The sequence below is a fragment of the Streptomyces finlayi genome (assembly GCF_014216315.1).
Lineage (GTDB): Bacteria > Actinomycetota > Actinomycetes > Streptomycetales > Streptomycetaceae > Streptomyces > Streptomyces finlayi_A.
In genome coordinates, this window is sequence record NZ_CP045702.1 from 731,136 (window position 1) to 754,574 (window position 23,439).

The 23,439-nt window shown below is 70.3% G+C and carries 16 protein-coding genes and 1 tRNA gene; 1 reads left to right on the forward strand and 16 read right to left on the reverse strand.

Translation table 11 applies throughout. From position 1 onward, the window contains the following. Positions 1–23: 23 nt before the first annotated feature. Positions 24–2,165 carry a UvrD-helicase domain-containing protein gene (locus F0344_RS03490; RefSeq protein WP_185297360.1) on the forward strand — a complete coding sequence of 714 codons (2,142 nt, stop codon included), beginning with the start codon at positions 24–26 and terminating at the stop codon, positions 2,163–2,165. A 384-nt stretch (positions 2,166–2,549) separates the two neighbouring features. Here F0344_RS03490 and F0344_RS03495 read toward each other — a convergent pair. The 16 genes from F0344_RS03495 to F0344_RS03570 all read right to left on the reverse strand — a co-directional run bounded on the left by F0344_RS03495 (position 2,550) and on the right by F0344_RS03570 (position 23,211). Then, a tRNA-Leu gene (locus F0344_RS03495) sits at positions 2,550–2,634 on the reverse strand. A 439-nt stretch (positions 2,635–3,073) separates the two neighbouring features. Next, positions 3,074–4,093 carry a sugar phosphate isomerase/epimerase family protein gene (locus tag F0344_RS03500; RefSeq protein ID WP_185297361.1) on the reverse strand — a complete coding sequence of 340 codons (1,020 nt, stop codon included), beginning with the start codon at positions 4,091–4,093 and terminating at the stop codon, positions 3,074–3,076. 36 nt (positions 4,094–4,129) lie between these two features. Further along, positions 4,130–5,539: an IS4 family transposase gene (locus F0344_RS03505; RefSeq protein WP_185296855.1), complete on the reverse strand. Its 1,410-nt coding sequence runs from the start codon at positions 5,537–5,539 to the stop codon at positions 4,130–4,132. A gap of 136 nt (positions 5,540–5,675) precedes the next feature. Further along, positions 5,676–7,091 carry a nucleotide pyrophosphatase/phosphodiesterase family protein gene (locus F0344_RS03510; RefSeq protein ID WP_258049644.1) on the reverse strand — a complete coding sequence of 472 codons (1,416 nt, stop codon included), beginning with the start codon at positions 7,089–7,091 and terminating at the stop codon, positions 5,676–5,678. Further along, positions 7,088–8,263, reverse strand: coding sequence for a metabolite traffic protein EboE (gene eboE, locus F0344_RS03515; RefSeq protein ID WP_185297362.1), 1,176 nt, complete (start codon positions 8,261–8,263; stop codon positions 7,088–7,090). The genes F0344_RS03510 and eboE overlap by 4 nt, the downstream gene beginning before the upstream one ends. 4 nt (positions 8,264–8,267) lie before the next feature. Continuing rightward, the gene (locus F0344_RS03520) at positions 8,268–9,116 is read right to left on the reverse strand and encodes a TatD family hydrolase (protein WP_185297363.1); all 849 of its coding nucleotides are present in this window, start codon (positions 9,114–9,116) and stop codon (positions 8,268–8,270) included. Further along, positions 9,116–9,787, reverse strand: a complete 672-nt coding sequence (locus F0344_RS03525) for an EboA domain-containing protein (protein ID WP_185297364.1) — start codon at positions 9,785–9,787, stop codon at positions 9,116–9,118. The genes F0344_RS03520 and F0344_RS03525 overlap by 1 nt, the downstream gene beginning before the upstream one ends. 22 nt (positions 9,788–9,809) lie before the next feature. After that, the gene (locus tag F0344_RS03530) at positions 9,810–10,694 is read right to left on the reverse strand and encodes a sugar phosphate isomerase/epimerase family protein (RefSeq protein WP_185297365.1); all 885 of its coding nucleotides are present in this window, start codon (positions 10,692–10,694) and stop codon (positions 9,810–9,812) included. Continuing rightward, entirely contained in the window at positions 10,691–11,824 is a 1,134-nt protein-coding gene (locus F0344_RS03535; protein ID WP_185297366.1) for an SCO3242 family prenyltransferase, read from the reverse strand. Before F0344_RS03535 ends, F0344_RS03530 begins: the two co-directional genes overlap by 4 nt. After that, positions 11,821–12,939, reverse strand: a complete 1,119-nt coding sequence (locus F0344_RS03540) for an inositol-3-phosphate synthase (RefSeq protein WP_185297367.1) — start codon at positions 12,937–12,939, stop codon at positions 11,821–11,823. The genes F0344_RS03535 and F0344_RS03540 overlap by 4 nt, the downstream gene beginning before the upstream one ends. Before the next feature lie 211 nt (positions 12,940–13,150). Further along, positions 13,151–16,882: a ThuA domain-containing protein gene (locus F0344_RS03545; protein WP_185297368.1), complete on the reverse strand. Its 3,732-nt coding sequence runs from the start codon at positions 16,880–16,882 to the stop codon at positions 13,151–13,153. A 352-nt stretch (positions 16,883–17,234) separates the two neighbouring features. After that, entirely contained in the window at positions 17,235–18,239 is a 1,005-nt protein-coding gene (locus F0344_RS03550; RefSeq protein WP_185297369.1) for a sugar phosphate isomerase/epimerase family protein, read from the reverse strand. A 12-nt stretch (positions 18,240–18,251) separates the two neighbouring features. Further along, positions 18,252–19,472, reverse strand: coding sequence for a Gfo/Idh/MocA family protein (locus F0344_RS03555; protein ID WP_185297370.1), 1,221 nt, complete (start codon positions 19,470–19,472; stop codon positions 18,252–18,254). Between the two features lie 71 nt (positions 19,473–19,543). After that, entirely contained in the window at positions 19,544–20,587 is a 1,044-nt protein-coding gene (locus F0344_RS03560) for a substrate-binding domain-containing protein (protein ID WP_185297371.1), read from the reverse strand. A 69-nt stretch (positions 20,588–20,656) separates the two neighbouring features. Further along, positions 20,657–21,715, reverse strand: coding sequence for an ABC transporter permease (locus F0344_RS03565; protein WP_185297372.1), 1,059 nt, complete (start codon positions 21,713–21,715; stop codon positions 20,657–20,659). Continuing rightward, on the reverse strand, positions 21,712–23,211 hold the full coding sequence (locus tag F0344_RS03570) for a sugar ABC transporter ATP-binding protein (RefSeq protein WP_185297373.1): 1,500 nt from the start codon (positions 23,209–23,211) through the stop codon (positions 21,712–21,714). The genes F0344_RS03565 and F0344_RS03570 overlap by 4 nt, the downstream gene beginning before the upstream one ends. Positions 23,212–23,439 lie beyond the last annotated feature (228 nt).

Sequence of the window (23,439 nt, forward strand, 5' to 3'; positions counted from 1 at the left end):
ACTACGCACGGAAGGGATATCCGATGCCCCGGCTCGCGTTCACCCACACCTTCTGGGACGGCTTCGACAGTCTGGAGAAGCCGATCCGCGCCGGCGTGCGCAAGGCGATGGTCAAGTTCCAGGCCCTGACCGTTGCCGAACTCAACGCCGACAAAGGGCTCCACCTCGAATCCGTCGAGAAGGCCCGCGATCCTCGCATGCGGACCATCCGAATCACCGACTTCTGGCGCGGCGTCGTTCTCGCCCCCGACGACGGAAGCGACGTATTCCTGCTGGTCAACGTTCTGCCGCACGACGATGCCTACACCTGGGCCGCCAAGCGCCTCTACAGCGCGAACACGGCGACCCGCGCCCTGGAGGTCCGCAACGCGGTCGCGCTCGACCAGCTGACACCCCTGTACGAGGAGACCGCGCGCACGGCGCCGAAGCTGCTCTTCTCGAAGGTGTCGGACGGGACACTGCGCGAACTCGGCATCGACGACCAGGTCCTGCGTGCCGTCCGTTCCCTCGCGGACAGGGCGCAGTTGGAAGCGTTCGCGACGCTCCTGCCCGAGGACCAGCTCGAAGTGCTGCAGCACCTTGCCGAAGGGTTCAGCCCGGAGGAGGTCTACCGCGACATCGTCGCTGAGCGGCGCCCCGTGGACGCGCCTGCGGAGCCGGTCGAGGACCTCGCAACGGTCATCGCCAACACCTCCGCCCGGATCCGGCTCGTGACCGGTCCGCAGGAACTGGAGGAGGCCCTGGCCAAACCGTTCGCCGCGTGGCGCGTATTCCTCCACCCCTCTCAGCGCCGTGTCGCCTACCGCATCTCCTACGGCGGCCCGGTGCAGGTCACGGGCGGCCCGGGGACAGGCAAGACGGTCGCGGCGTTGCACCGCGTCAAATACCTGCTCGGCCGGGAAGACGACAGCCGCATTCTGCTGACGACGTTCACCAACGCCCTGGCCGCCGGGCTGCGCGAGAGTCTGGCCTTGCTCCTCGACGACGACGAGGAACTACTCAAGCGCGTCGATGTCACGACGGTCGACGCGTTCGCGAACTCGGTCGTACGCGAACATGACGCGCACACCCCGGCCCCGGCCGGCGACCGTGAGCAACTGCGGCTGTGGGGCACCGTCGTCAAGCGCCTCGGATCGCCGTTCAACGAGCAGTTCCTCGCACAGGAGTACCGCCACATCGTCCTCGGACAGAACCTGACCGACCTCGACTCCTACCTCACGGCCTCGCGTCGCGGCCGCGCCAAGGCCCTCGGGTCGGGGCGCCGGACCCTGGTGTGGCAGGCGGTCGAGCTGTTCGAACGGCTGCTGCGGGAACGTGGGGAGACGACCTACCCGGGCATCTGCATCCGTGCCGCCGACTTGCTGCGCGAGCACGGCCCGTCGTACCGGCACGTCGTCGTCGACGAGGCGCAGGATCTGCACCCCGCGCAGTGGCGTGTCCTGCGCGCCGCCGTCGCGACGGGCCCGGACGACCTCTTCCTCACCGGGGACCCGCACCAGCGCATCTACGACTCCCGGGTCACCCTCGGCTCGCTCGGCGTGCAGACGGTCGGCCGCAGCTTCCGCCTACGCGTCAACTACCGCTCCACGGAGGAGATCCTCACCTGGTCGGCCCGTCTGCTTGCACCGGTGACCGTCGACGCATTGGACGGCGAAGGCACGGACTCGCTCGCCGGCTACCGCTCTCTGCTGCACGGCCGCCGCCCGGAGGCCGTCGGCTGCGCGTCCCAGCAGGACGAGGTGTCGGCACTGGTCGAGTGGGTCCAGCAGCAGATCGAGAACGGCATCTCACCCGACGAGATCGGGGTGTGCAGCCGGTTCAATCTGACCCTGGACAAGGCCGGGGATTGGCTCATGGCTGCTGGCATTCCCGTCGTACGGATCAAGGGACAGATCGCGGGCGGGAAGAACGGCGTGCGGCTGGCGACGATGCACGCGATGAAGGGGCTGGAGTTCCGCGCGGTCGCCGTACTCGGTGTGTCAGCGGGCGCGGTGCCGTTCACCCGGGAGGTCACTCCGGCCGAGGTGGACCGACTCCAACACGAGGCCGACCTGCTTCGGGAGCGCTGCTTGCTGTTCGTGGCCTGCACACGAGCGCGCGAGGCGCTCCGGGTGTCGTGGAGCGGCAAAGCCAGCGAGTTCGTTCCGGTGCCTACGCTCGAATAGTGCGGCACTCACACGCTGCTCCATGGCCACGCGATGCGCGCACACGAAGGCCCCTGGAAACCTCCCTGCGAACAGGGGTTTTCGATCGTGCCCGAGGGGAGTCGCACCGCGGGCCCGCAGATTCCGGCACTCACCACGCCGCCGACTCTGTGTTTCCGAGCCGGATGCGGCGAGCCGACGTTCGTCAGCGCAACGCCATTCGCGAGGAAACGCTGATCGAGCCGTGATCGAGGCCATGGCAACATGAGCGATCGTCTCCCGACCGCCGAACCCGAGCGGAAGCGGCGCTCTACGCCAATTTCGCCATCCAGCTCACCAACCACACAAAAAACACGGACTGTGACCATGCGGTCACAACCCGTGTCTCACGTGTGCGTAATTGAGTGTCCGAGGGGGGACTTGAACCCCCACGCCCGATAAAGGGCACTAGCACCTCAAGCTAGCGCGTCTGCCATTCCGCCACCCGGACAAGGTGTCTGTCGTTCGCGGTCTGCTTCCCCGCGGCGACAAAGAGAACAATACCAGGGGTTTGGGGTGCCCCTCACCTGCGTTTTCGGTGGTCAGTGGCGCGCGGAGGGTGCGGGGAGACCCGTCGGCGCCCGATCCGCATGCGATGCGTACCGGTATGTTCCGACGCGCGTACGATCCGTCGCCTGCCGTGTACCACGCGTGGTCGCAGCCGATGTCGGGTGAGCGGACGAGGGGCGCGAGAGTTCGCTGCCGCACGTCGGACATCGACGAGGACGACCCACTGACCTGGTTCGGTGAGGACCCCAGCACCACGTGCATCGCGATACACGTCGAAGACCTCAAGGACGGACGCGGGCTCCGGGGCTGAGGGGCAGGACTGAGGGCGGCCCCGGGGGCGTTGGCTCCCCGGGGCCGGTCACGCGGCAGCCGACGGACCGCTACTCGCCGCACCTCTCGCGCAGTGAGTGGAGGTGCTCGCTGGACTTGCGGGCGAACGCGAAGGACTCGGCCGGGTTGTCGTGCTCGGTCTGCCAGTGGTGGTAGGCACGGCCGTTGGGAGTGCGGGCGGTGACACGGCTGAGGAACTTCTTGTAGTCGATGTCACCGTCGCCGACGTCGGACATGCGGTATCCGTCGCGCGCGGTGTCGTCCCGGATGCCGTCCTTGACGTGGAAGAGCGGATAGCGGCCGGGCTGCCTGAGCACGTAGTCGACCGGGTCGAAGGGGGCCGGTGTGCCGTCCGCCTTCCTGCCGAACCGGAACTGGGCGGCGTAGGCCCAGTAGATGTCCATCTCCAGATACACCAGATCGGGGTCGGTCTCGGCGAGCAGGACGTCGTAGAGGCGTACACCCGGGTGGTCGGTGGCGAAGGAGAACTCCTCCGCGTGGTTGTGCTGGTAGAACTTCATCCCGCGCTTGCGGGCCGCCGCGCCGTAGGTGTTGAAGTCCTCGGCGGCACGCTTCCAGCCGTCGACGGTCGAGCCGTAGCGGAAGGGCCCCGATGCCGTGCCGATGTGCCTGAGACCGAGCGCCTCGGCGTCGTCCAGGACCTTGGTGAGGTTCTGGGCGAAGGTGTAGGCACCCGGGTTGTTGTTGTCGTGATAGCCGACGTGGCTGCCGATGGGGTTCAGCCCGTGGTCCCGGGTCAGCTGCTTCAACTGGGCCAGGGTGATGGCGCCCGCCGAGCCCTGGGAGTACCCGGCGAACTCGATCTCGTCGTATCCGTACTTCTGCAACTCCGCGAAGACCGGGGCGAATCCGAGCGTGGAGACCTTGTCACGGAGGCTGTAGAGCTGGATTCCGAGACGGCCGGGAGGAAGAACGGCACGGTTCCTGCCGCGGGCCTCGGCGGTCGCGGTGCCCAGGAGGGTCGCGGCGGTGGCTCCGGCGACGACGCCCAGCACGTTGCGGCGGCTGAGTCGGCGGGCGAGTTCGGCGTCCTTCGGGGTGCGGCTCATGATCAGGTAACTCCCTCGATGACAACACCGTTGCGTTTACGTCCGCGAGCGGCTCGCAAGTCCGTGCTCGAAGAACGTGACAGTGGTGTGGACGGTGTAGTTCTGGCTGGTCGTGGGGTGTTGTCCGGCGTTCGGGCCGTACTTGCTGGTGGGGTTCTTTCGGGTGCGGGCCTTGACGCGGTGCCGGTGGCGGGCGGGGTGCAGGGCGTCGAGGACGGCCCGGCCGATGGTGCCGACGAGGTCGGCGGGTCCCGTCGGGGGCAGGATCGCGGTCGCGGTGGTCACGGTGTCGCCGGCGGTGGTCTGCAGGACGGTGAAGCTGATGCGGTCCATGTCCAGGCCGGGCCGGGTGCAGGCGGTGTCGGAAGCGGCACGGATCAGGGCCTGGTAGGTGGTGAGCAGGGCGTAGACCTCCTGGTCGAGGCCGGTCAGGCTGCGGGAGCGCAGGACACGGCCGTCCAGCATCGTTGCCTTGATCGAGAAGTACGTCGTCTCCGACTGCCACCGCTCGTGGTAGAGATCCACGAGCCTGGCAGCTGGGTGGGCGGCCGGGTCGAGGAGAGTGGTGAGCAGGCGCCACTGCTCGGTGCGGACGGTGCCATCGGCCAGGGTCACGGTGACGGACGCCTCGATGACGCGGACGGTCAGCATGACGGGCAGGACGCCGTAGCCGATCCGGGCCAGGTAGGAGCCGTCGTCCAGGTGCCGGAAGGGGGTGGGTATGCGGCGGGCGGAGGAGCGCACCAGGAACTGGGCGCCGGTGGCCTGGACGTCCCGGGCGAACTCGTTCGCGTCGAAGCCGGCATCGGCCAGCAGGAGCATCGTGCGGTCCAGCACACTCAACAGGCGTCCCGCGTAGGTGAGTTCGCCGTCACTCTCGGGGCCGAACGCGGCGGCCAGCACGGCACGGGTGCCACACTCGACCAGGACCACGAGTCGTAGCAGCGGGTAGCCGAACTCCACGCTCTCGCCCGCCCGCTTGGGATAGCGCCAGGTGAGCGCCTCCTCATCGGGCACGTGCAGCAAGGTGCCGTCCACGGCCACGGTCCGAAGCCCCCGATAGAACGAGCCGGCCTGCCCGAGGTGGGCGACGGGTCCGGCGAGGATCTCGAACAGCCGCCGCAGCGGTGCCGCTCCTATCCGCCGTCGGGCCCGGGACAGCGAGGAGACCGCCGGACGCACCAACGGCAGTCCCTCCAGCCCCGCCGTCAGCTTGCCCCACACGCCCCGATAGGAACAGTCCTCGAACAGGGCCAGCGCGAGGACGAAATAGACCACCACCCGGGACGGCAGCAGCCGCAGCCGCTTCTCACGTGACCCTGTCTCATCGATCACCGCGTCCACCAGTACGAAGTCCACGATCTGGGTCAGCTCGCCCAAGTGGCCGGGCGCGTACACACCCCCGGCCGCCTCGACCGTGCGCGTGATGACAGACTTCTCCTGCAACGGGACTCCCGATGATCTTCTTGCTCGACACAAGCTGATCTATCAGGACGTCCCGTTGCGTCATTCAACAGGGCTTGACCTGCGACTCAAAACCCAAACGCAACGGCGTTGCCCTCGATGAGTGAGCGGGTTTCGCTCAGTACAGTCCGGCGAGCCGGAGGAGCAGGGACTTCACTTCGGTGGCCTGGACGCGGCCGGTGAACGCGTGGGGGGTGGAGCAGAGGATGAGCGGACCTTCTTCGTCGCGCGTGGGCAGGCGACCGTGGCTGCCGCGGACGGGTGAGGGGTCGAGCGGGACGACGGCCATGCGGTAGCGCATGCCGAGCTTCTTGCGGGCGAGGGCGCCTGCGGCCTTGACCCGGACATAGGGGTCCTGGGGGTCCATGAAGAGCTCGACGGGGTCGTAGCCCGGCTTGCGGTGGATCTCGACCAGCCGCGCGAAGTCGGGGGCGAGACCGTCGTCGAGCCAGTAGTAGTACGTGAACCAGGCGTCCGGCTCCGCGACGGCGACGAGTTCCCCGGAGCGCGGGTGATCGAGGTGGTGTTCCTTCTTGCCCTCGTCGTCGAGGAGCTGCTCGACGCCGGGCAGCCCCGCGAGTGCTTCCCTGGTCGCTTCGAGGTCCTCGGGCCGGCGTACGTAGATGTGCGCGATCTGGTGGTCGGCGACGGCGAAGGCGCGCGAGGCCATCGGGTCGAGGTACTCCATGCCGTCCTGGGTGTGGACCTCCAGGAGACCGGCGCGGCGCAGGGCGCGGTTGATGTCGACAGGCCGGTCGACGCGGGTGATCCCGTACTCCGAGAGCGCGACGACGGTGCGCCCCTGGAGGCGTGCGTCTTCGAGCAGGGGGGCGACGGCCCGGTCGAGGTCGGTGGCCGCCCGGTGGGAGCGGGGGTCGTCGGGGCCGTAGCGCTGGAGGTCGTAGTCGAGGTGGGGCAGGTAGCAGAGGGCCAGGTCGGGGGCGCGGGTGGCGAGGATGTGCCGGGTCGCGTCGATGATCCACCGCGAGGAGACGAGGTCGGCGCCGGGGCCCCAGAAGTGGAAGAGGGGAAAGGTGCCGAGCTTCTCGGTGAGCTCGTCGTGCAGGGCGGGTGGCCGGGTGTAGCAGTCGGGTTCCTTGCGCCCGTCGGCGTAGTAGACGGGGCGGGGGGTGACGGTCCAGTCGGTGTCCGCGCCCATCGCGTACCACCAGCAGATGTTGGCGACGGTGTAGCCGGGATGGGCACGTCGGGCGGCGTCCCACAGTTTGTCGCCCGCGACGAGCCCGTTGTGCTGGCGCCACAGGAGGACGTCACCCAGCTCGCGGAAGTACCAGCCGTTGGCGACGATGCCGTGTTCGGCGGGGGTCGTGCCGGTGAGGAAGGTGGACTGGGCGGCGCAGGTGACGGCGGGGAGCACGGTCGTGAGCGGTGCCTGGGCGCCTCGGACGGCCATGGCCCGGAGGTTGGGCATGTGGTCGAGGAGCTGGGGGGTGAGTCCTACGACGTCGAGGACGAGGAGGGGCGTCGGGGTGGCGTCGGCGCCTGTTCCGGTCACTGCTTCGGGTGCGGTCACGGGAGCTCCTTGAGCCCGAGGCCGACCAGGAGATCGCGGGCGAGGGTGAGTTCGGCGGCGATGCCGTCGGCCAGCTGGGTGCGGGTACGGGGGCGGAGCTCGGCCGGCAGCGCCTGCCAGGTGTACGTCTCGACCTCGAGGTGCCGGGTCAGCGGCACCTTGCCTCCCACGAGCCGGGTCAGCGTGGACCGGAGCACCGGCAGGGTGGAGGTCAGCGGGGGCGCCGGGGGTGCGTGGAGGGGTACGTGGAAGTGGGAGCGCCACGGGGTGCTGTCCGGCAGGGTGTGGCCGTTCACCGCCTCGTCGAGGTCGTCGGTGCCGCGCAGCCCTGCGGAGGTCCTCGTCCGGGTCTGGTGCAGGAAACGGGGTTCGGCGAAGGCGGCGAGGGCGGTGCGCACCTCGGGCAGATGTGGGTGTTCGGCGTGCAGGGCCGCGGAGAGCTGGGCCTTGGCGACGAAGACGCCGGCCCCGGTCAGGGCGTCGAGCGCGGTGTCCGGGTCCTCGAAGGAGGTGGCGAGGTGGCACGTGTCGACGCAGATGCCGATGCGTTCGTGGCCGATCGCGGTGAGCGGGGCGATGGCGTCGGCGGTGGTCTCGACGGTGCAGCCCGGTTCGGGTTCGAGGCCGATCCGGATGGATCTGCCGGTCAGCTCGGCGAGGGCGTCGAGTCGCTGGGCGAGGGTGGTGAGGGCGGCGCGGGCGATGCGGGCCGCCGCGGGGTCGCCGTCGTAGGGGGTGCGCCAGGCGATCGGCAGGGTGGAGATGCTGCCTTCGGAGACGTCGTCGGGGAGGAGGGCGGCGAGCAGCCTGGCCAGGTCCGTGGTGTGGGCGAGACGCTCGGGGTCGGTCCAGTCCGGGCGGTAGACGCGGTACTTGACCTCTTCGGCGCCGAACCCTTCGTACGGGAACCCGTTGAGCGTGACGACCTCGAGGCCGCGGCGGTCCAGTTCGGCCCGCAGGGAGCGCAGGGCGGCGGGGTCGTTGATCAGGGTGCGGGCGGCGTCCTTCGCGAGCCACAGGCCGATGCCCAGCCGGTCGCGGCCCAGGCGCCTGCGTACCGGTTCGCAGTGGTCTCGCAGTTGCGCCCGCACACCGTCGAGGGTCTCGGCGGGGTGCACGTTGGTGCAGTACGCGAGGTGGACGGTGGTGCCGTCGGAGTGGCGGAAGCGCATCGCTTCACTCCCCTCCGCGCAGGATGGAGTTCCCCTCGTGCAGCGGGTCGGGGGCATCGACGTCGAGCTGGAGTCGGCCGCTCTGCCCGTAGAAGGCGACCGGGTTGCGCCAGAGGACCTGGTCGACGTCGTCCTCGGTGAAGCCGGCCTTCAGCATCGCGTCGGCGACGTCGCGGGTCTTCAGCGGGTCGCTCCGGCCCCAGTCGGCGGCCGAGTTGACGATGATCTTCTCGGTGCCGTACGTCCGGAGGATCGTGACCATGCGGTCCTCGTCCATCTTGGTGTCCGGGTAGATGGAGAAACCGGCCCAACAGCCACTGTCGGTGGCGTCCTTCACGGTCGTCTCATTGAGGTGATCGAGCAGCACCCGCTCCGGGGGAAGGTGGGATTCGCGGATGACGTCGATGGTGCGGTGCAGACCGGCGAGCTTGTCGCGGTGCGGAGTGTGGACGAGGGCGGGCAGACCGTGGTCCGCGGCGAGCTGGAGCTGTGTGGCCAGGGCGATGTCCTCGGCCGGGGTCATGGAGTCGTAGCCGATCTCGCCGACGGCGACGACGGAGTCCTTCACGAGGTAGCGGGGCAGGGCGTCGAGGACCGGGACACAGCGGGGGTCGTTCGCCTCCTTGGGGTTGAGAGCCAGCGCGCAGTGGTGGGCTATGCCGTACTGGGAGGCGCGGAAGGGCTCCCAGCCGAGCAGCGCGTCGAAGTAGTCGAAGAAGCTGGCGGGCGCGGTGCGGGGCTGGCCGAGCCAGAAGGAGGGCTCGACCAGTGCGCGGACACCCGCGTCGTACATGGCCCGGTAGTCGTCCGTGGTGCGGGAGGTCATATGGATGTGGGGGTCGAAGATGCGCATCAGGACTCCTCCGGGGGGACCGAGGGGGCGGGAGCGGTGAAGCTGAGTACGTGCGCGAGACCCGCGGGGACGTCACGCCCGGCCGCGGTGCGTTCGGCGGCGAAGTCGGTCAGCATCCGGGCGAGTTCGGCGTCGCCCCGTGACCGGCGGGCCAGTGCGTCGACGCGGTCCACGGGGACTCCGGTGAAGAGACACTTGAGAACGGCGTGGCGCCACTGGTGCGCGTCGAGGTGCGCGGCGGCGTACGGGCCGACGGCGGCCGCGACGAGCCGGGTGTCGTTGGTACGCAGGGCGTCCTCGACGAGTGGCAGGGCGGCGGCGCCGACGTCCAGCCGGTGCAGGGTACGGAGCACGGCGCGCCGTTCGGCCGCGGTGCCCTGGTCGTAGAGCCTGGTGAGGGCGGGCACGCCGGCCCTCGCTTCGAGGAGCAGGAGGGCTCGTACGGAGTCGGCGTGGTCGAGCCCGCAGTGCCGGCCGGCGGCGGCGTACCGCAGTTCCCACGGTGGCGGCACGGCGAGGAGTGAGTCGCCCTCCGGCTGCTCGGCGATGTGCGGGGCGGTGTGCCTGGCGGTGTGCTCGGCTTCGGCCAGGGCTTCGTCGAGCCAGGCGCGTGCGGCTCCGCCGAGCTGTGCGTCGAGTTCTTCGCGGGTCAGCAGCGGGGTCATCGGCATGGCGTTGCTCCCTTCGGCGGATTCAGCGGCTCGACGGGCTGTGCTTGCGCAGGAACTCGATCGAGCTGCGGGCGAGTTCGGGACCGGCGTGCGAGTGGCGGGGCAGCTCGACGACGGTGAGGGCCTGGTAGTCCGCTTCCGCGAGCGCTTCGAGGACGGGCGGGAAGTAGATCTCGCCGTCGCCGAAGGGCAGGTGTTCGTGCACCCCGCGGCGCATGTCCTCGATCTGGACGTGGCGCAGCCAGGGGGCGGCGTCCCTGACGCAGTCGGCGGGCGAGGCGGGCTCCAGACACCGGCAGTGACCGATGTCGAGGGTGAGACCCAGGGGTTCCGGATCGTCGAGCAGAGCACGGAGGTGGTGGAAGTCGGCGAGCGTGGAGAGCAGATGGCCGGGTTCCGGCTCGATGGCGAGTGGGATGCCGGTGCGGTCGGCCGCATCGAGGACGGGAGCGAGCGCGTCGGCCAGTCGCTGCCAGACAGCGGTGTTCGTGGGTCCGGGTCCGGGTCCGGGCCCTGTTCCGGAGCCGGGGCCAGGTGGGGTGACGCCGCTGAAGCAGTGCACGGCGTGGGCACCGAGGTCGGCGGCGATGTCGAAGGCCCGGACGAGCAGGGCGGTACGGGCCGCTCTGTCTTCGGGGTCCGGGTCGAGGAGCGACGGGCCGTGCTTACGTCGCGGGTCCAGGACATAGCGCGCTCCGGTCTCGATCGTCACCGTCAGCCCGAGACCGGCGAGCCGGCGCGCGACGTGGCGCGTGCGTGCGGCCAGATCCGGTGCGAGGGGGTCGAGGTGCATGTGGTCGAGGGTCAGCCCGACGCCCTCGTACCCGAGGTCGGCGAGAAGCCCGAGGGCGTCGTCGAGCCGAAGGTCGGTGAGCCCGTTGGTGCCGTAGCCGAAGTGGAGCGTCATGTGGGGCTCACCTTTCGTGCGAACGTGCGCGCCAGGGGGACGAGCCCCATGAGAACCAGCGCGGTGACGGGGGCACCGGCGCGGGCCGCGAGGCCGGCCTGGAGCGGGATCATGGCGCGGATGCCACCGCCGACGGCGCGTTGCGTGAGCGGAGGGGACGGGTTGAGCGCGGCGTGCAGGTGGGGAGGCGCGGCGGTACGGAGGTAGGCACCTGCGAAGGCGGTGAGGAGAAGCCGGGCGGGGGCGCCGGCGGCGCGCCCTGGTCGTCGGCGCTCGCTCGCGACCGCGGCCCCGAGTGCCAGGGTCGCGGCGAGGGCGCCCAGCGGAGCGGTGGTGGAGCCGCCCTGCGCCTCGTGCCGGGAGACGAGGGTGACGGCGTAGGTGTGCGCGCCGAGGAGCGCGGCGGCGGGGAGGGCGGCACGCACGCTTGGCGCTGCCGGGGCGTTGCGCGCTGCCGGGGCTCTCGCCGCAGCACTCGCGGTCGCGGTCGCAGCCGCCCTCGCGGTCGCGGTCGCACCCAGGAGCAGGTCCAGGGAGCGGGCCGTCGCCATGGCGGCCGGGCCCGCCTCCGTGTGTTTCAGGTACAGGTCGTAGGACCACACCGTGGCCGCGAGAGCCGAGGCGACCGCGCACGAGGGGCGTCCGGCGCGTGCCGCCAGGGCCAGACCCGCCGCGGTCAAGGCCCCCGCCGCCGCGAGCGCCGCGCCGGGGGCGACGCGGCCCGAGGGAATCGGCCGGTGCGGGCGGTCCACGGCGTCCTCCTCGCGGTCCGCCCAGTCGTTGAGCGCCATCCCCGCCTCGTACAGGCAGAGGGAAGCACCGACGGCCAGGGCAGTGCCCCGGTCGGGCCTGCGGCCGATCGCTGCGGCTCCGGCCAGGGCGTCGCCCGGCACGGTGAACAGGGCCGAGACCCGCAGCAGCTCCGCCCACGCACCCGCCTCTTCGCGGAGGGTCGTCGTGCGGAGCCTGTCCGGCACGGGCGCAGTCCCACCCGCACCGGACAGGCCGTCTGTGGCCGCGGGGGACTCCGGAACGGGGCCGTACCGCGCGGGGCGGTCGCCGCGTGCGAGGCCCACCGCTGTCAGGAGCAGCAGCAGACCCGCCGCGCCGCCCCACCGGCTGAGCCTCATCGTTCGCCCCGGAGCCGCTCGCCGAAGGCCAGCAGCGCGGCGTACTGCTCGGACAGGGCGGCCGGGCCACCGTCCGGGTCCTTGAAGTAGAAGCCCAGTTCGGGGCGCGGGCCGCTCAGTCCCTTCTCGTGGGCGCGGGCCATCAGCCGGGCCAGGTCGAGCACGAGGGGGGCGGCGAGCGCGGAGTCGCAGCCCTGCCAGATCGTCTGGAGGATCATGCGCGAGCCGAGGAAGCCGTCGAAGGCGATGTGGTCCCACGCCGTCTTCCAGTCGCCCATCGCCGGCACGTCGTCGATGTGCACCTCGCCCTCGGGTGCGGTGCCGAGTGTGTCGGCCAGTACGCGTTCCTTGCCCGCGTTCTTGGCCGCTGCCGCCGCCGGGTCGGCCAGCGCCGCTCCGTCCCCTCCGCCCAGGAGGTTCGTGCCCGACCAGGCCCGTACTGGCAGGGCTCTCTGCACGAACATCGGGGCGAGCACGGAACGCAGCAGAGTCTGGCCCGTCTTGCCGTCGCGTCCCGCGTGGGGAAGTGCGCAGGAGTCGAAGGCGTCCTGGAGGGCCGGGCCGCGCAGGCCCGTGGAGGGGGTGAAGTTGACGTACGGGCAGCCGGCCCGGAGGGCCGCCGCCGCGTAGAGGGAGCTGGCGGGAAGGCGTGCGTCACCCTCCTGGGGCAGGGGTTCCGTGGAGGCGACGTTGATGACGACCGTGCGCGCCAGTTCGTGGCGTCGGGCGAAGTCCGCGAGGTCCGCGACGAACGCGGTGATGAGCTGTTCGTCGGTGCGTGTGTCACCGGGGAGGGGTCCCCCGATGCGTATCTCCGCGTCGGCCGCGGTGAGTTCGGCGCGTACCGCCGACGGCAGGCCGTGCGGCAGGACCTCCCCGGCGGCGAGTGCCTCGGCCCGTTTCGGGAGGGGGCAGTCGATGGTGTCGTGGCCGCCGAAGACCAGGGAGCTCAGCGGTGGCAGTCCGCTGCCGGCGAAGGGCGGTGTCTCGGTGACCATGCCGGTCGCCGGGTGGAGCCCGGCCGCGATGGCGGCGCATCCCGCGGTGGCGGTGGTGGCGACGGAGCCGCGTGCTCCGATGAACCAGACTCCGGTACGGACGGCTTGTGCGGTCACGGGCTGCTGCCTCCCTGGCTGGGGCTCCTGGCGGGATGGAGCACGGTGGAGCGAGATGAGTACGAGGCGGTGGTGCGCGGTGCAGGGTGGTGGTGGGCGGTGCCGCGGTGGTGGTGGTGGTGGTGGTCGGCGGTGCCGCGGTGGTCGGTGGTGCCGGAGGACGGCGGGCGGGGACCTCGGACTCCCCCGCCCGCCGTCGGCCGGTGCCGCCCTACGCCGAGGGCAGCTGCTTCAGCCGGATGTCACGGAAGGACACCTGGTCGTCGGCTCCGTGGTTCTGGAGGCCGATGTAGCCGTTCTTCAGGCTGCGGACCGGATCGGTGTTGGTGTAGTCGTTGATCTTCACGCCGTTGAGGAAGACCCGGAGGCGTTCGCCCTCGACCCGGATCTCGTAGCTGTTCCACTCCCCCGGCGGCTTGAGGACCCGTTCGCGGGCGGCGAGGTCGGCGGACTTGAAACCGTAGACGGCGCCCGTGGTGCGGTCGGCCGCGTCGGTGGCGTCGATCTGGACCTCGTAGCCGTTGTTCACGGCCGACCAGGGGTCGTCGGAGGCCGGGAAGCCGACGAAGATCCCGGAGTTGTCGTCGCCGGCCATCTTCCAGTCGAGCTTCAGGGAGTAGGACTTCAGCTCCTTGGCCTGGTACCAGAGCATCCCCATGCCGCCCTCGGTGCGCAGCTCACCGTCGGCGACGGCGAACTGTCCGGGCCCGGCCTGCTTCCAGCCGTCGAGCGTCTTCCCGTTGAAGATCGTCCGGTAGCCGGTGTCGGGCTTGCAGTCGGCCGTGGCCTGACCGGTGGTGTAGCGCATTGCGCCGAGGAGGTGCTTGCGGAAGTCCGGCTCGGCGTACGACTCCTTGGTGTGGCCGAGACCGGTGTAGAAGGAACGGCCGCCCTGGTAGGTCTGGCACCAGGAGATCGGGTGGTCACCCTTCATCGTGCCGCCGGTGTAGCTGGTCTCGTCCAGCGTGGCGAGCACCTGGGCCTTGTCCCGGGGGTTGGTGCGGTAGTTGTACCACTCGTCGGTGCGGTCCCAGGCCTCGCCGAGGTGGGCCGTCGCCGGGTGGTCGTGGTTCTCGACGCGTACGGTGGCGGGCTGGATCTGCGGGTGCGAGGCGAAGTACGCGCCGACGAGTCCGCCGTAGAACTCCCAGTCGTACTCGGTGTCGGCGGCGGCGTGGACGCCCATGTAGCCGCCCCCGCCGGCCACGTAGTCCTCGAACGCCTTCTGCTGGTCGCTGTTGAGGACGTCGCCGGTCGTGGAGAGGAAGACGACGGAGTCGTAGCGCGCGAGGTTGGCCGCGGTGAACTGTCCGGGCGCCTCGGTCGCGTCGACGGTGATGCCGCTCTCGCCGCCGATCTCCTTCAGCGCGGTGATTCCCGCCGGGATGGAGTCGTGGCGGAAGCCGCCGGTCCTGGAGAAGACCAGGACCCGCTTGGCGTCCGCCTGGGGCGGGGCCGACGACAGCTGGAAGTCGTCGACGTCGTACAGCGCTCCGCTGCCGCCCCTGAAGACCAGGAAGAGTTCCGTGGTCCGCTGCGGGACGTTGCGCAGGGCCACGTCGATGTCCTGGAAGGTGTCCCAGCTGCCCGTCACCGGGATCGTGGCGGAGCCCAGCAGGGTGCCGGTGGGTGAACCGGTCCGCACTTCGAGGGAACCGCCCGCTCCGGCGGAGGAGATCCGGGCGGTGAGCTCGGTGGAGCCGGTGAGCAGATACGGCTTGAAGGAGATCCAGTCACCGTGGTGGATGTCTCCGACGGTCTTGCCGCCGTGTGCGCTCGCCTTGTCCTGCGGTGCGACACCGGACTGGGCGCTGTAGTGCTCCGCCTGGCGGTGGCGCGGCTGGAGCTGCGCCTGGTCGCTGCCGGTCAGCGCGGCCTGGCCGCCGCCTCCGCCGTCGGTGTACGACGCGTCGACCACTCCGAAGATGTTGGCGTTCGGGTCGTGCCCGCCGTCCGCCTCGGTCTTGATGACGCCGCTGCAGCCGTTGACCGTGGTGACGGGGTGACCGTGGCTGTCGTGTCCGAGGATGAAGCGGACCGCGACCTTGGAGCAGTCGACGGTGCCGTCCTCGGGATCGGTGACGGTGACCTTGAAGGGGATCTCGTCACCGAACGTGAACAGCTGCCCCTCGGCGGGGAGTTCGAGCTTGACGGTTGGCGCGGTGTTGCCGACGGTCACATGGACGCTCGCCGAACCGGTGCGGCCGCCGGGGTCCTTGGCGGTGACGGTCGCGGTGTAGGTGCCGTTCTTCCTGTACCGGTAGGTGGGGTTGGCGCTGGTCGACATTCCGCCGTCGCCGAAGTCCCAGGCATAGGTGAGGGTGTCCCCGTCCGCGTCGGTCGTCCCGGCCGAGGAGAAGGCGACCTTGAGCGGCGCGGTGCCGGAGGTCCTGTTCGCGCTCGCTTCGGCGACGGGTGAGCGTCCGCCGGTGGCGTTCTCGATGCGGTAGAGACCGGCGTTCTCGTCCCCGCCGAACCAGGCGGTGCCGTAGTCCAGGACGTACAGCGCGCCGTCCGGGCCGAAGGCCATGTCCATGACCTGGGTGCCGGTCCACGGGACCGGGCTGACCGACTGGACCGTGCCGTCGCTGTCGTGCTCGATGCGCTTGATCCAGCGCCGGCCGAACTCCCCGGCGAAGAAGTCACCGTCGTACGCCTCGGGGAACTTCACCGGAGAGTCGAGGTCCGGGTCGTAGTGGTAGACGGGCCCGCCCATCGGGGACTCTGAGCCGCTGCCGAACTCGGGGAGGGAGTCACCGTCGTACGGAATCCAGGCGGCCTCCGCCGGTGGCAGGTCGACCAGTCCGGTGTTGTGCCGCGAGGTGTTCTTCGGTGCGGCGCAGTCGAAGGCCGCGCCGGAGGTCTTGGTGGCGAAGTCGTAGTCGATGTAGGCGTCGTTGTCGCCCGTGCAGAACGGCCAGCCGAAGTTGCCGGGCTTCGTCACCCGGGCGAACTCGACCTGTCCGGCCGGTCCGCGCGCAGGGTCCGCGGCACCGGCGTCGGGGCCGTAGTCGCCGACATAGAGGATGCCGGTCGCCTTGTCGACGGAGAAGCGGAACGGGTTGCGGAAGCCCATCGCGTAGATCTCGGGCCGCGTCCTGTCCGTACCGGGTGCGAAGAGGTTGCCCTCGGGCACGGTGTACGAGCCGTCCGCGGCGACCTTGATCCGGAGGATCTTGCCGCGCAGGTCGTTGGTGTTGCCGGAGGTGCGCCGGGCGTCGTACGCCGGGTTGCGGCCCGGGCTCTCGTCGATGGGCGTGAAGCCGTCCGAGGAGAACGGGTTGGAGTCGTCGCCCGTCGACAGGTAGAGGTTGCCCTGCGCGTCGAAGTCGATGTCGCCGCCCACGTGGCAGCAGATCCCGCGGGTGGCGGGGACGTCGATGATCTTCTTCTCGCTGGCGTTGTCGAGGGTGCCGTCCGCGTTCAGCACGAAGCGCGAAAGCCTGTTCACTCCGTCGAACTCGGCGAACTCGGCGGCCGTTCCGTTGGCCGGTGCGTCACCGGCGGGAGTGTCGAGCGGGGGCGCGTAGTAGAGGTAGATCGCCCGGTTCTCGCTGAAGTCCGGATCGATGCCGATGCCCTGGAGACCCTCCTCGTCGTGGGAGTAGACGGGGATGGTGCCGGCGATCCGGGTGTTGCCCGCGCTGTCGGTGATACGGAGCTCGCCGCTGCGCGAGGTGTGCAGGACGCTGCGGTCGGGGAGGACGGCGAGCGACATGGGCTCGCCCGTCTCGGCCCCGCCCTTGGCGAGGGTGACCTGCTGGAAGTCCTCGGCGGCGGCCGCTGTGCCGGCGGAGTCGTCGGTGCGGGGCCCGGCCGAGGCGCCTGGGGCGGCTCCGAGGGCGAGCGTCGTCGCGGTGAGCAGACCACCGGTCAGCAGGGCGAGGGACTTGACGAATCCGGTGTGCTGTCGGCCGCGATACGGGGTTCGGGTTCTGTGCACGAGTGTCCTCCGGAGAGTGCCGGTTTTACTGGCGGGTGATGCCGTGGCCGTGCAGCGCGGGGACTGCCGCGCACGTCAGTGGGGCCGGACGGGCCCCGCCGACGCGAGTCGTGTCGTGTACACCAATGGGACGGTAGACCTGTTCGTCCTGGACGGAAAGCCCTTGTGCGGTGAGGAGTTGAACTTCTTCCCGCGGCGGGACAAAGCTGGCTCCGGGCAGCGCGGAGCGCCCCATCGGGCTCGGCCCGGACCTCGTCCTCGCACGCCGGGGCGCCTCCCAGCGCCTCCGGCGTCCGAGGAAGGGGGTGCGGGGGCGCAGGCCCGGGAGTGGGTGGGCGCGCCCCCGGGCGCCTCAGTCCGCGCTGCCGAACGCCGCGTCGAACGACGACGCCGGCGGGTCGAAGTCGAACCGCTTCAGGGAGGCCAGCGCCTCCGGCGCTCCCGTCAGCCGGTCCATCCCGGCGTCCTCCCACTCCACGGAGATCGGCCCCTCGTACCCGATGGAACGCAGCATCCGGAAGACGTCCTCCCACGGCACGTCACCATGACCGGCCGACACGAAGTCCCAGCCGCGCCGGGGATCGCCCCAGGGCAGATGTGAGCCGAGCCGGCCGTTGCGTCCGTCGAGGCGCTTACGCGCCTCCTTGCAGTCCACGTGGTAGATCCGGTCCCGGAAGTCGTACAGGAACCCCACCGGATCGAGGTCCTGCCACACGAAGTGGCTCGGGTCGAAGTTCAGCCCGAACGCGGGCCGGTGGTCAACCGCCTCCAGGGCACGCTTCGTCGTCCAGTAGTCGTAGGCGATCTCGCTGGGGTGCACCTCGTGGGCGAAGCGCACCCCCTCCGCGTCGAAGACGTCGAGGATCGGGTTCCAGCGCTCGGCGAAGTCCTCGTAACCGCGCTCGATCATGTGAGGCGGCACCGGCGGGAACATCGCGACCAGGTGCCAGATGGACGATCCGGTGAAGCCGATGACGGTCTCCACCCCGAAGGCCGCGGCGGCACGTGCGGTGTTCCTCATCTCCTCCGCCGCCCGCCTCCGTACTCCTTCGGGCTCGCCGTCGCCCCAGATCCTGACGGGCAGGATCGCCTGGTGGCGCTCGTCGATCGGGTTGTCGCAGACGGCCTGCCCGACCAGGTGGTTGGAGATCGCGTAGCAGGTGAGCCCGTACTTTCCGAGCAGCTCGTGCCGCCCGTCCAGGTATCCAGGATCGGTGAGTGCCTTGTCGACCTCGAAGTGGTCGCCCCAGCAGGCGAGTTCGAGACCGTCGTAGCCGAAGTCCCTGGCGTGCCGGCAGACCTCCTCCAGCGGCAGGTCGGCCCACTGACCGGTGAAGAGCGTGAAGGGACGGGGCATGCGCAGGACCTCCTAGAACGGGACCGTGGTGTGGACGGAGTTCTTCTCGGCGCTCTCCTCGACGGCGGCGAGCACCCGCTGCACCTGGAGCCCGTCGGCGAAGGACGGCATGGGCGCCGACCCCGTGGCGATCGTGCGCACGACGTCCGCGGCCTGGTGGACGAAGGTGTGCTCGTAGCCGAGGCCGTGGCCCGGCGGCCACCACGCCTCCAGATAGGGGTGCTCGGGTTCGGTGACGAGGATCCGCCGGAATCCCGCGGTGACCGCCGGTTCGGTGTGGTCGTGGAAGGAGAGTTCGTTGAGCCGTTCCAGATCGAAGGCGAGCGAGCCGCGCTCTCCGTTGATCTCCAGGCGCAGCGCGTTCTTGCGGCCCGCCGCCATCCGGGTCGCCTCGAAGGAGGCCAGGGCCCCGGAGGCGAGGCGGCCGGTGAACAGGGTCGCGTCGTCGACGGTGACCTCCCCCCGTGCGGTGCCGTCCGCCGCCCCCGAGAGCCCGGCGCCGGGCCCGGCGAGCGCGGGCCGGCTCCGTACGAAGGTCTCGCTGACCGCCGACACCCCGACCAGCCGTTCCCCCGTGAGGTACTGGGCGAGGTCCACGATGTGCGCCCCCAGATCGCCCAGCGCGCCCGACCCCGCGTGCTCGCGCTTGAGCCGCCAGGTGAGGGGCGATTCCGGATCGACCAGCCAGTCCTGGAGGTAGGTGGCCCGTACGTGCCGCAGGGCACCGAGCCGGCCCTCGGCGATCAGGGTGCGGGCGTAGGTGATCGCGGGCACCTTACGGTAGTTGAACCCCACGATGGCCACCTGTCCCCGTGCGGCGGCCCGTTCCGCGGCCGCCACCATGGCCTCCGCCTCGGCGACGGTGTTGGCGAGCGGCTTCTCGCACAGCACGTGCTTGCCCGCCTCCAGGGCGGCGATGGCGATCTCCGCGTGGCTGTCGCCGGGTGTGCAGATGTCCACGAGCTGCACGTCGTCCCGGGCGATCAGGGCGCGCCAGTCGGTCTCGGCCGCCGCCCAGCCGTGCCGGGCGGCTGCGGCGTCGACCGCGGTCCGGTCGCGTCCGCAGATCGCCGCGAGAGCCGGCCGCATCGGCAGGTCGAAGACATGTCCTGCGGTACGCCACCCCTGGGAGTGGGCGGCGCCCATGAACGCGTATCCGACCATGCCGACGCCGAGCGTCGCCTGCCGCGGCGGCGCTGCGGCCCCCTGCTCCGTCTCTTCCCTACGGGACATCCGGGCTTCCTCCTCATCGGTCGTTCGGTGGGCACGGCAGAAGGGGCGGTCAGCTCCCTCCTACGGCCGGATCAGCTGAAGCCCGTCGGCAGGTACTGGTCGATGTTCTCCTTGGTGACCACGGCCGAGTAGAGGGTGAGCGAGGTCGGGATCTCCATCTCGGAGAGACCTCCGATGCCCTTGCTCTGACCGAGGGCGCGCGCCAGGTCGATGGCGGACGCGGCCATCGTCGGCGGGTACAGGACGGTGGCCTTCAGGACACTGTTGTCGGCCTTGATGGCGTCCATCGCCGACTTGGCACCGGCGCCGCCGACCATGATGAACTCGTCGCGGCCCGCCTGCTGAATGGCGCGCAGCGCACCCACGCCCTGGTCGTCGTCGTGGTTCCACAGCGCGTCGATCTTCTTCTGCGCCTGGAGGAGCTGGGCCATCTTCGCCTGCCCCGACTCGACAGTGAAGTCGGCTGCCTGACGGGCCACCAGCTCGACGTTGGAGTAGTTCTTGAGCGCGTCGGCGAAGCCCTGGCTGCGCTGTTTGGTGAGTTCCAGGCTGTCGATGCCCGCGAGTTCGACGACCTTGGCGTTCGACTTGCCCTTGAGCTGCTCGCCGATGTAGTGACCGGCGTTCAGACCCATTCCGTAGTTGTCACCGCCGACCCAGCAGCGGTACGCCTGAGGGGAGGCGAAGATGCGGTCGAGGTTGATGACGGGGATGCCCGCCTTCATCGCTTCGAGGCCGACCTGGGTGAGCGCCTTGCCGTCCGCGGGAAGGATGACGAGGACGTCGACCTTCTTGTTGATGAGGGTCTTGACCTGGCCGATCTGCACGGCCGTGTCGTTGGACCCCTCGGTGATCTCCAGGGTCACTTCGGAGTACTTCTCGGCCCGCGACTTGGCGTTGACGTTGATCGCGTTGAGCCAGCCGTGGTCGGCCTGAGGACCGGCGAAGCCGATGGTGACGGGCTTGCCCGGCTTGTCGTCGGCGGCGGGCTGGTCGCTCCGGGCGGTCGCGTTGCCGGTGGACTTCGGCTCGTTGCTGGTGCAGGCGGTGAGGAGGGCGCCCGCGGAGACGGCTGCGGTGCCGAAGAGCAGTCCTCTGCGGCTGGTTTCTGGCATGGCTGTCTAACCCTTCATCCGGTGCGGTGCATACGGAACAGCGGGGTGGTGGTGGGGAGGAGCGAGGGATCAGGTCTCTCCGTTGCGCAGCGTGCGGCGCTGGACCAGGACGGCGGCGACGATGATCGCGCCCTTGGCGATCTGCTGGACATCGCTCTGCAGGTTGTTGAGCGCGAAGATGTTGGTGATCGTGGTGAAGACGAGCACACCCAGCACGGAGCCGACGATGGTGCCGCGCCCGCCGCTGAGGAGGGTGCCGCCGATGATGGCCGCGGCGATGGCGTCGAGCTCGTAGAGGTTGCCGTTGGTGTTCTGTCCCGAACCGGACAGGATGATCAGCATGAACGCGGCGATGCCGCAGCAGAGTCCGGAGAGCAGATACAGGTAGAGGCGCTGGCGGCGGACGTCGATGCCGGCCAGCCGGGCCGCTTCCGCGTTGCCGCCGACTGCGACCGTACGCCGTCCGAAGGTCGTCCGGTTCAGGATCAGCCAGCCGGCGACGGTGACCGCCGCGAAGACCAGGACCAGCGGCGGTATCCCCAGGATGTAGGAGTCGGGGAGGCCCAGGTCGAGGACGGACCGCACGGTGACGATCTGCGTCTTGCCGTCGGTGATCTGGAGGGCCAGCCCGCGGGCCGACGCGAGCATGGCGAGCGTCGCGATGAACGGGACCATCCCGCCGTACGCGACGAGGACCCCGTTGACGAGTCCTGCCGCGAGTCCGACGATCACGGCGGTGAAGAGGATGCCCGCGAAGCCGTACTCCTGGGTGGCGAGTGTCGTCGCCCAGACGGAGGCGAGCGCCACCATCGCACCGACCGACAGGTCTATGCCGCCACTGGTGATGACGAAGGTCATGCCGACGGTGACGACTCCGATGACGGACGCCTGCGTCAGGATCAGCTGAAGGTTCCCGGTGTCCAGGAAGGCTTCGGGTTCGGTGATACCGCCGACGGCGATCAGTACGGCGAGCACACCGAGGAGCGACAGGTTGCGGACGTCGGCGCGCAGACCGAAGACCCGCGGTCCGCCTCCTCCCTCCTTCTTCGAGGGCGGGGCGGCGGCCGGGCCGGTCAGGACCCCCTTGTCCGGCCCGTTGTGCTGCGCCGACGAGACGGGCTGCGTCATGATGCCGGGCTCCCTTCCATCACGAGATCGAGTACGCGGTGCTCGTCGAGCTCCTGCGCGTCGGCCGCGTGCACGACGCGGCCCTCGCGGAGCACCAGCACCCGGTCGGCGAGGCCCAGCACTTCGGGTACCTCACTGGAGACGAGCAGTACGGCAAGGCCGTCGTCGGCCAGCCGGCGGATCACGGCGTACAGCTCGGCGCGGGCGCCGACGTCGACACCGCGGGTGGGTTCGTCCAGGAGCAGGACCCGGCAGCCGCGCAGCAGCCAGCGGGCCAGGACCGCCTTCTGCTGGTTGCCGCCGGAGAGGGTACGGACGGCCGCGTCCGGGTTGTCGGGCCGCAGGGAGAGCTCCCGGGTGGCGGTCCTGGCAGCGGTCCGTTCGGCACCACGGTCGAGCCAGCCGGCCCGGGCGAAGCGCGAAAGTGAGGAGACGGAGACGTTACGGGTGACCGATTCGGTCAACAGGAGTGCCTGCGCCTTGCGTTCCTCCGGTGCCAGCCCGATTCCGGCGGCCACCGCGGCACGGACGCTACCGGGGCGAAGTGGCTTTCCGTCGACGGTGACCCGGCCCGTGGTGGGCCTGCGGGCGCCGAAGACGGTTTCCAGGATCTCGGAACGGCCGGAGCCGACGAGTCCGGCGAGGCCGACGATCTCACCGGGCCGCAGTTCGAGGTCGAGCGGTTCGAACTCCCCCTTCCTCGACAGCCCTTCGACGGTGAGGACCGGCTGGGCGTCGGCACGGCCCGCCGGAGTTCCGGTGCGCTCGGGGAAGACGTACTCGACGTTCCGCCCGGTCATCATGGCAACGATGTCGCGCGTGGGGGTGAACTTCGCGGGAAGTCCCACGGCCACGGCCCGGCCGTCCTTGAGTACGGTCACCCGGTCACCGATCCGGCGGATCTCCTCCAGCCGGTGGGAGATGTAGACGACGGCGACACCTTCGGCGGTGAGCCCGTCGACGATCCGGAAGAGGTTGTCCACCTCGTCCGGGTCGAGGGCGGCCGACGGTTCGTCCATCACGATGAGGCGTACGTCGTGCGAGAGCGCCCGTGCCATGGAGACGATCTGCTGCTGGGCGGCGGAGAGGTCGCCGACGGCGCGGGCGGGGTCGATCTCGGGGTGGCCGAGCCGTTTCAGGTGCTCGCCCGCCGCTGTACGGGCCTCGCGGGTGCGGACGACGAAGCCCGCGGTGGTCGGTTCGTGCCCGAGGAAGATGTTCTCGGCGACCGACAGCCCCTCCACCAGGTCGAGTTCCTGGTAGATGGTGGCGATCCCGAGGCGCATCGCGGCGATGGGCGATTTGAGCGCGACGGGTGCGCCGCGCCAGGTGATCTCTCCGCCGTCGGGCTGGTGGGCCCCGGCCAGCACCTTGATGAGGGTGGACTTTCCGGCGCCGTTCTGGCCGAGGAGGCAGTGGACTTCGCCGGCCAGCACTTCCAGGTCCACGCCGTCGAGGGCGCGCACTCCTGGGAAGGACTTGGTGATGCCGGACATGGTGAGCAGGGGGCGTTCGGGTACGTCTTGCGGTACTGATTCCGCTGCTGATGGCGGTTCTGGTGCCATGACAAATCCCCTCGGCGGGTGCTGGGGCCGGTGAGCGGGCAGGGCGAAGTACGAGAGGTACTGGAGGTGCGGAACGTGCTGGACGTGGGCCCTGTGCCGGACGTGGGCCCGGTGCGAGACCTGCGGCCGTACTGGACGTGCGGCCGTACTGGACGTGCG

Bases quoted from the DNA above. Each gene is read 5' to 3' on its own strand.
- F0344_RS03490 (WP_185297360.1), top strand. From the start codon at position 24: ATGCCCCGGCTCGCGTTCACCCACACCTTCTGGGACGGCTTCGACAGT.
- F0344_RS03500 (WP_185297361.1), bottom strand. From the start codon at position 4,093: ATGAGCCGCACCCCGAAGGACGCCGAACTCGCCCGCCGACTCAGCCGC.
- eboE (WP_185297362.1), bottom strand. From the start codon at position 8,263: ATGCGCTTCCGCCACTCCGACGGCACCACCGTCCACCTCGCGTACTGC.
- F0344_RS03520 (WP_185297363.1), bottom strand. From the start codon at position 9,116: ATGCGCATCTTCGACCCCCACATCCATATGACCTCCCGCACCACGGAC.
- F0344_RS03525 (WP_185297364.1), bottom strand. From the start codon at position 9,787: ATGCCGATGACCCCGCTGCTGACCCGCGAAGAACTCGACGCACAGCTC.
- F0344_RS03530 (WP_185297365.1), bottom strand. From the start codon at position 10,694: ATGACGCTCCACTTCGGCTACGGCACCAACGGGCTCACCGACCTTCGG.
- F0344_RS03535 (WP_185297366.1), bottom strand. From the start codon at position 11,824: ATGAGGCTCAGCCGGTGGGGCGGCGCGGCGGGTCTGCTGCTGCTCCTG.
- F0344_RS03550 (WP_185297369.1), bottom strand. From the start codon at position 18,239: ATGCCCCGTCCCTTCACGCTCTTCACCGGTCAGTGGGCCGACCTGCCG.
- F0344_RS03555 (WP_185297370.1), bottom strand. From the start codon at position 19,472: ATGTCCCGTAGGGAAGAGACGGAGCAGGGGGCCGCAGCGCCGCCGCGG.
- F0344_RS03560 (WP_185297371.1), bottom strand. From the start codon at position 20,587: ATGCCAGAAACCAGCCGCAGAGGACTGCTCTTCGGCACCGCAGCCGTC.
- F0344_RS03565 (WP_185297372.1), bottom strand. From the start codon at position 21,715: ATGACGCAGCCCGTCTCGTCGGCGCAGCACAACGGGCCGGACAAGGGG.
- F0344_RS03570 (WP_185297373.1), bottom strand. From the start codon at position 23,211: ATGTCCGGCATCACCAAGTCCTTCCCAGGAGTGCGCGCCCTCGACGGC.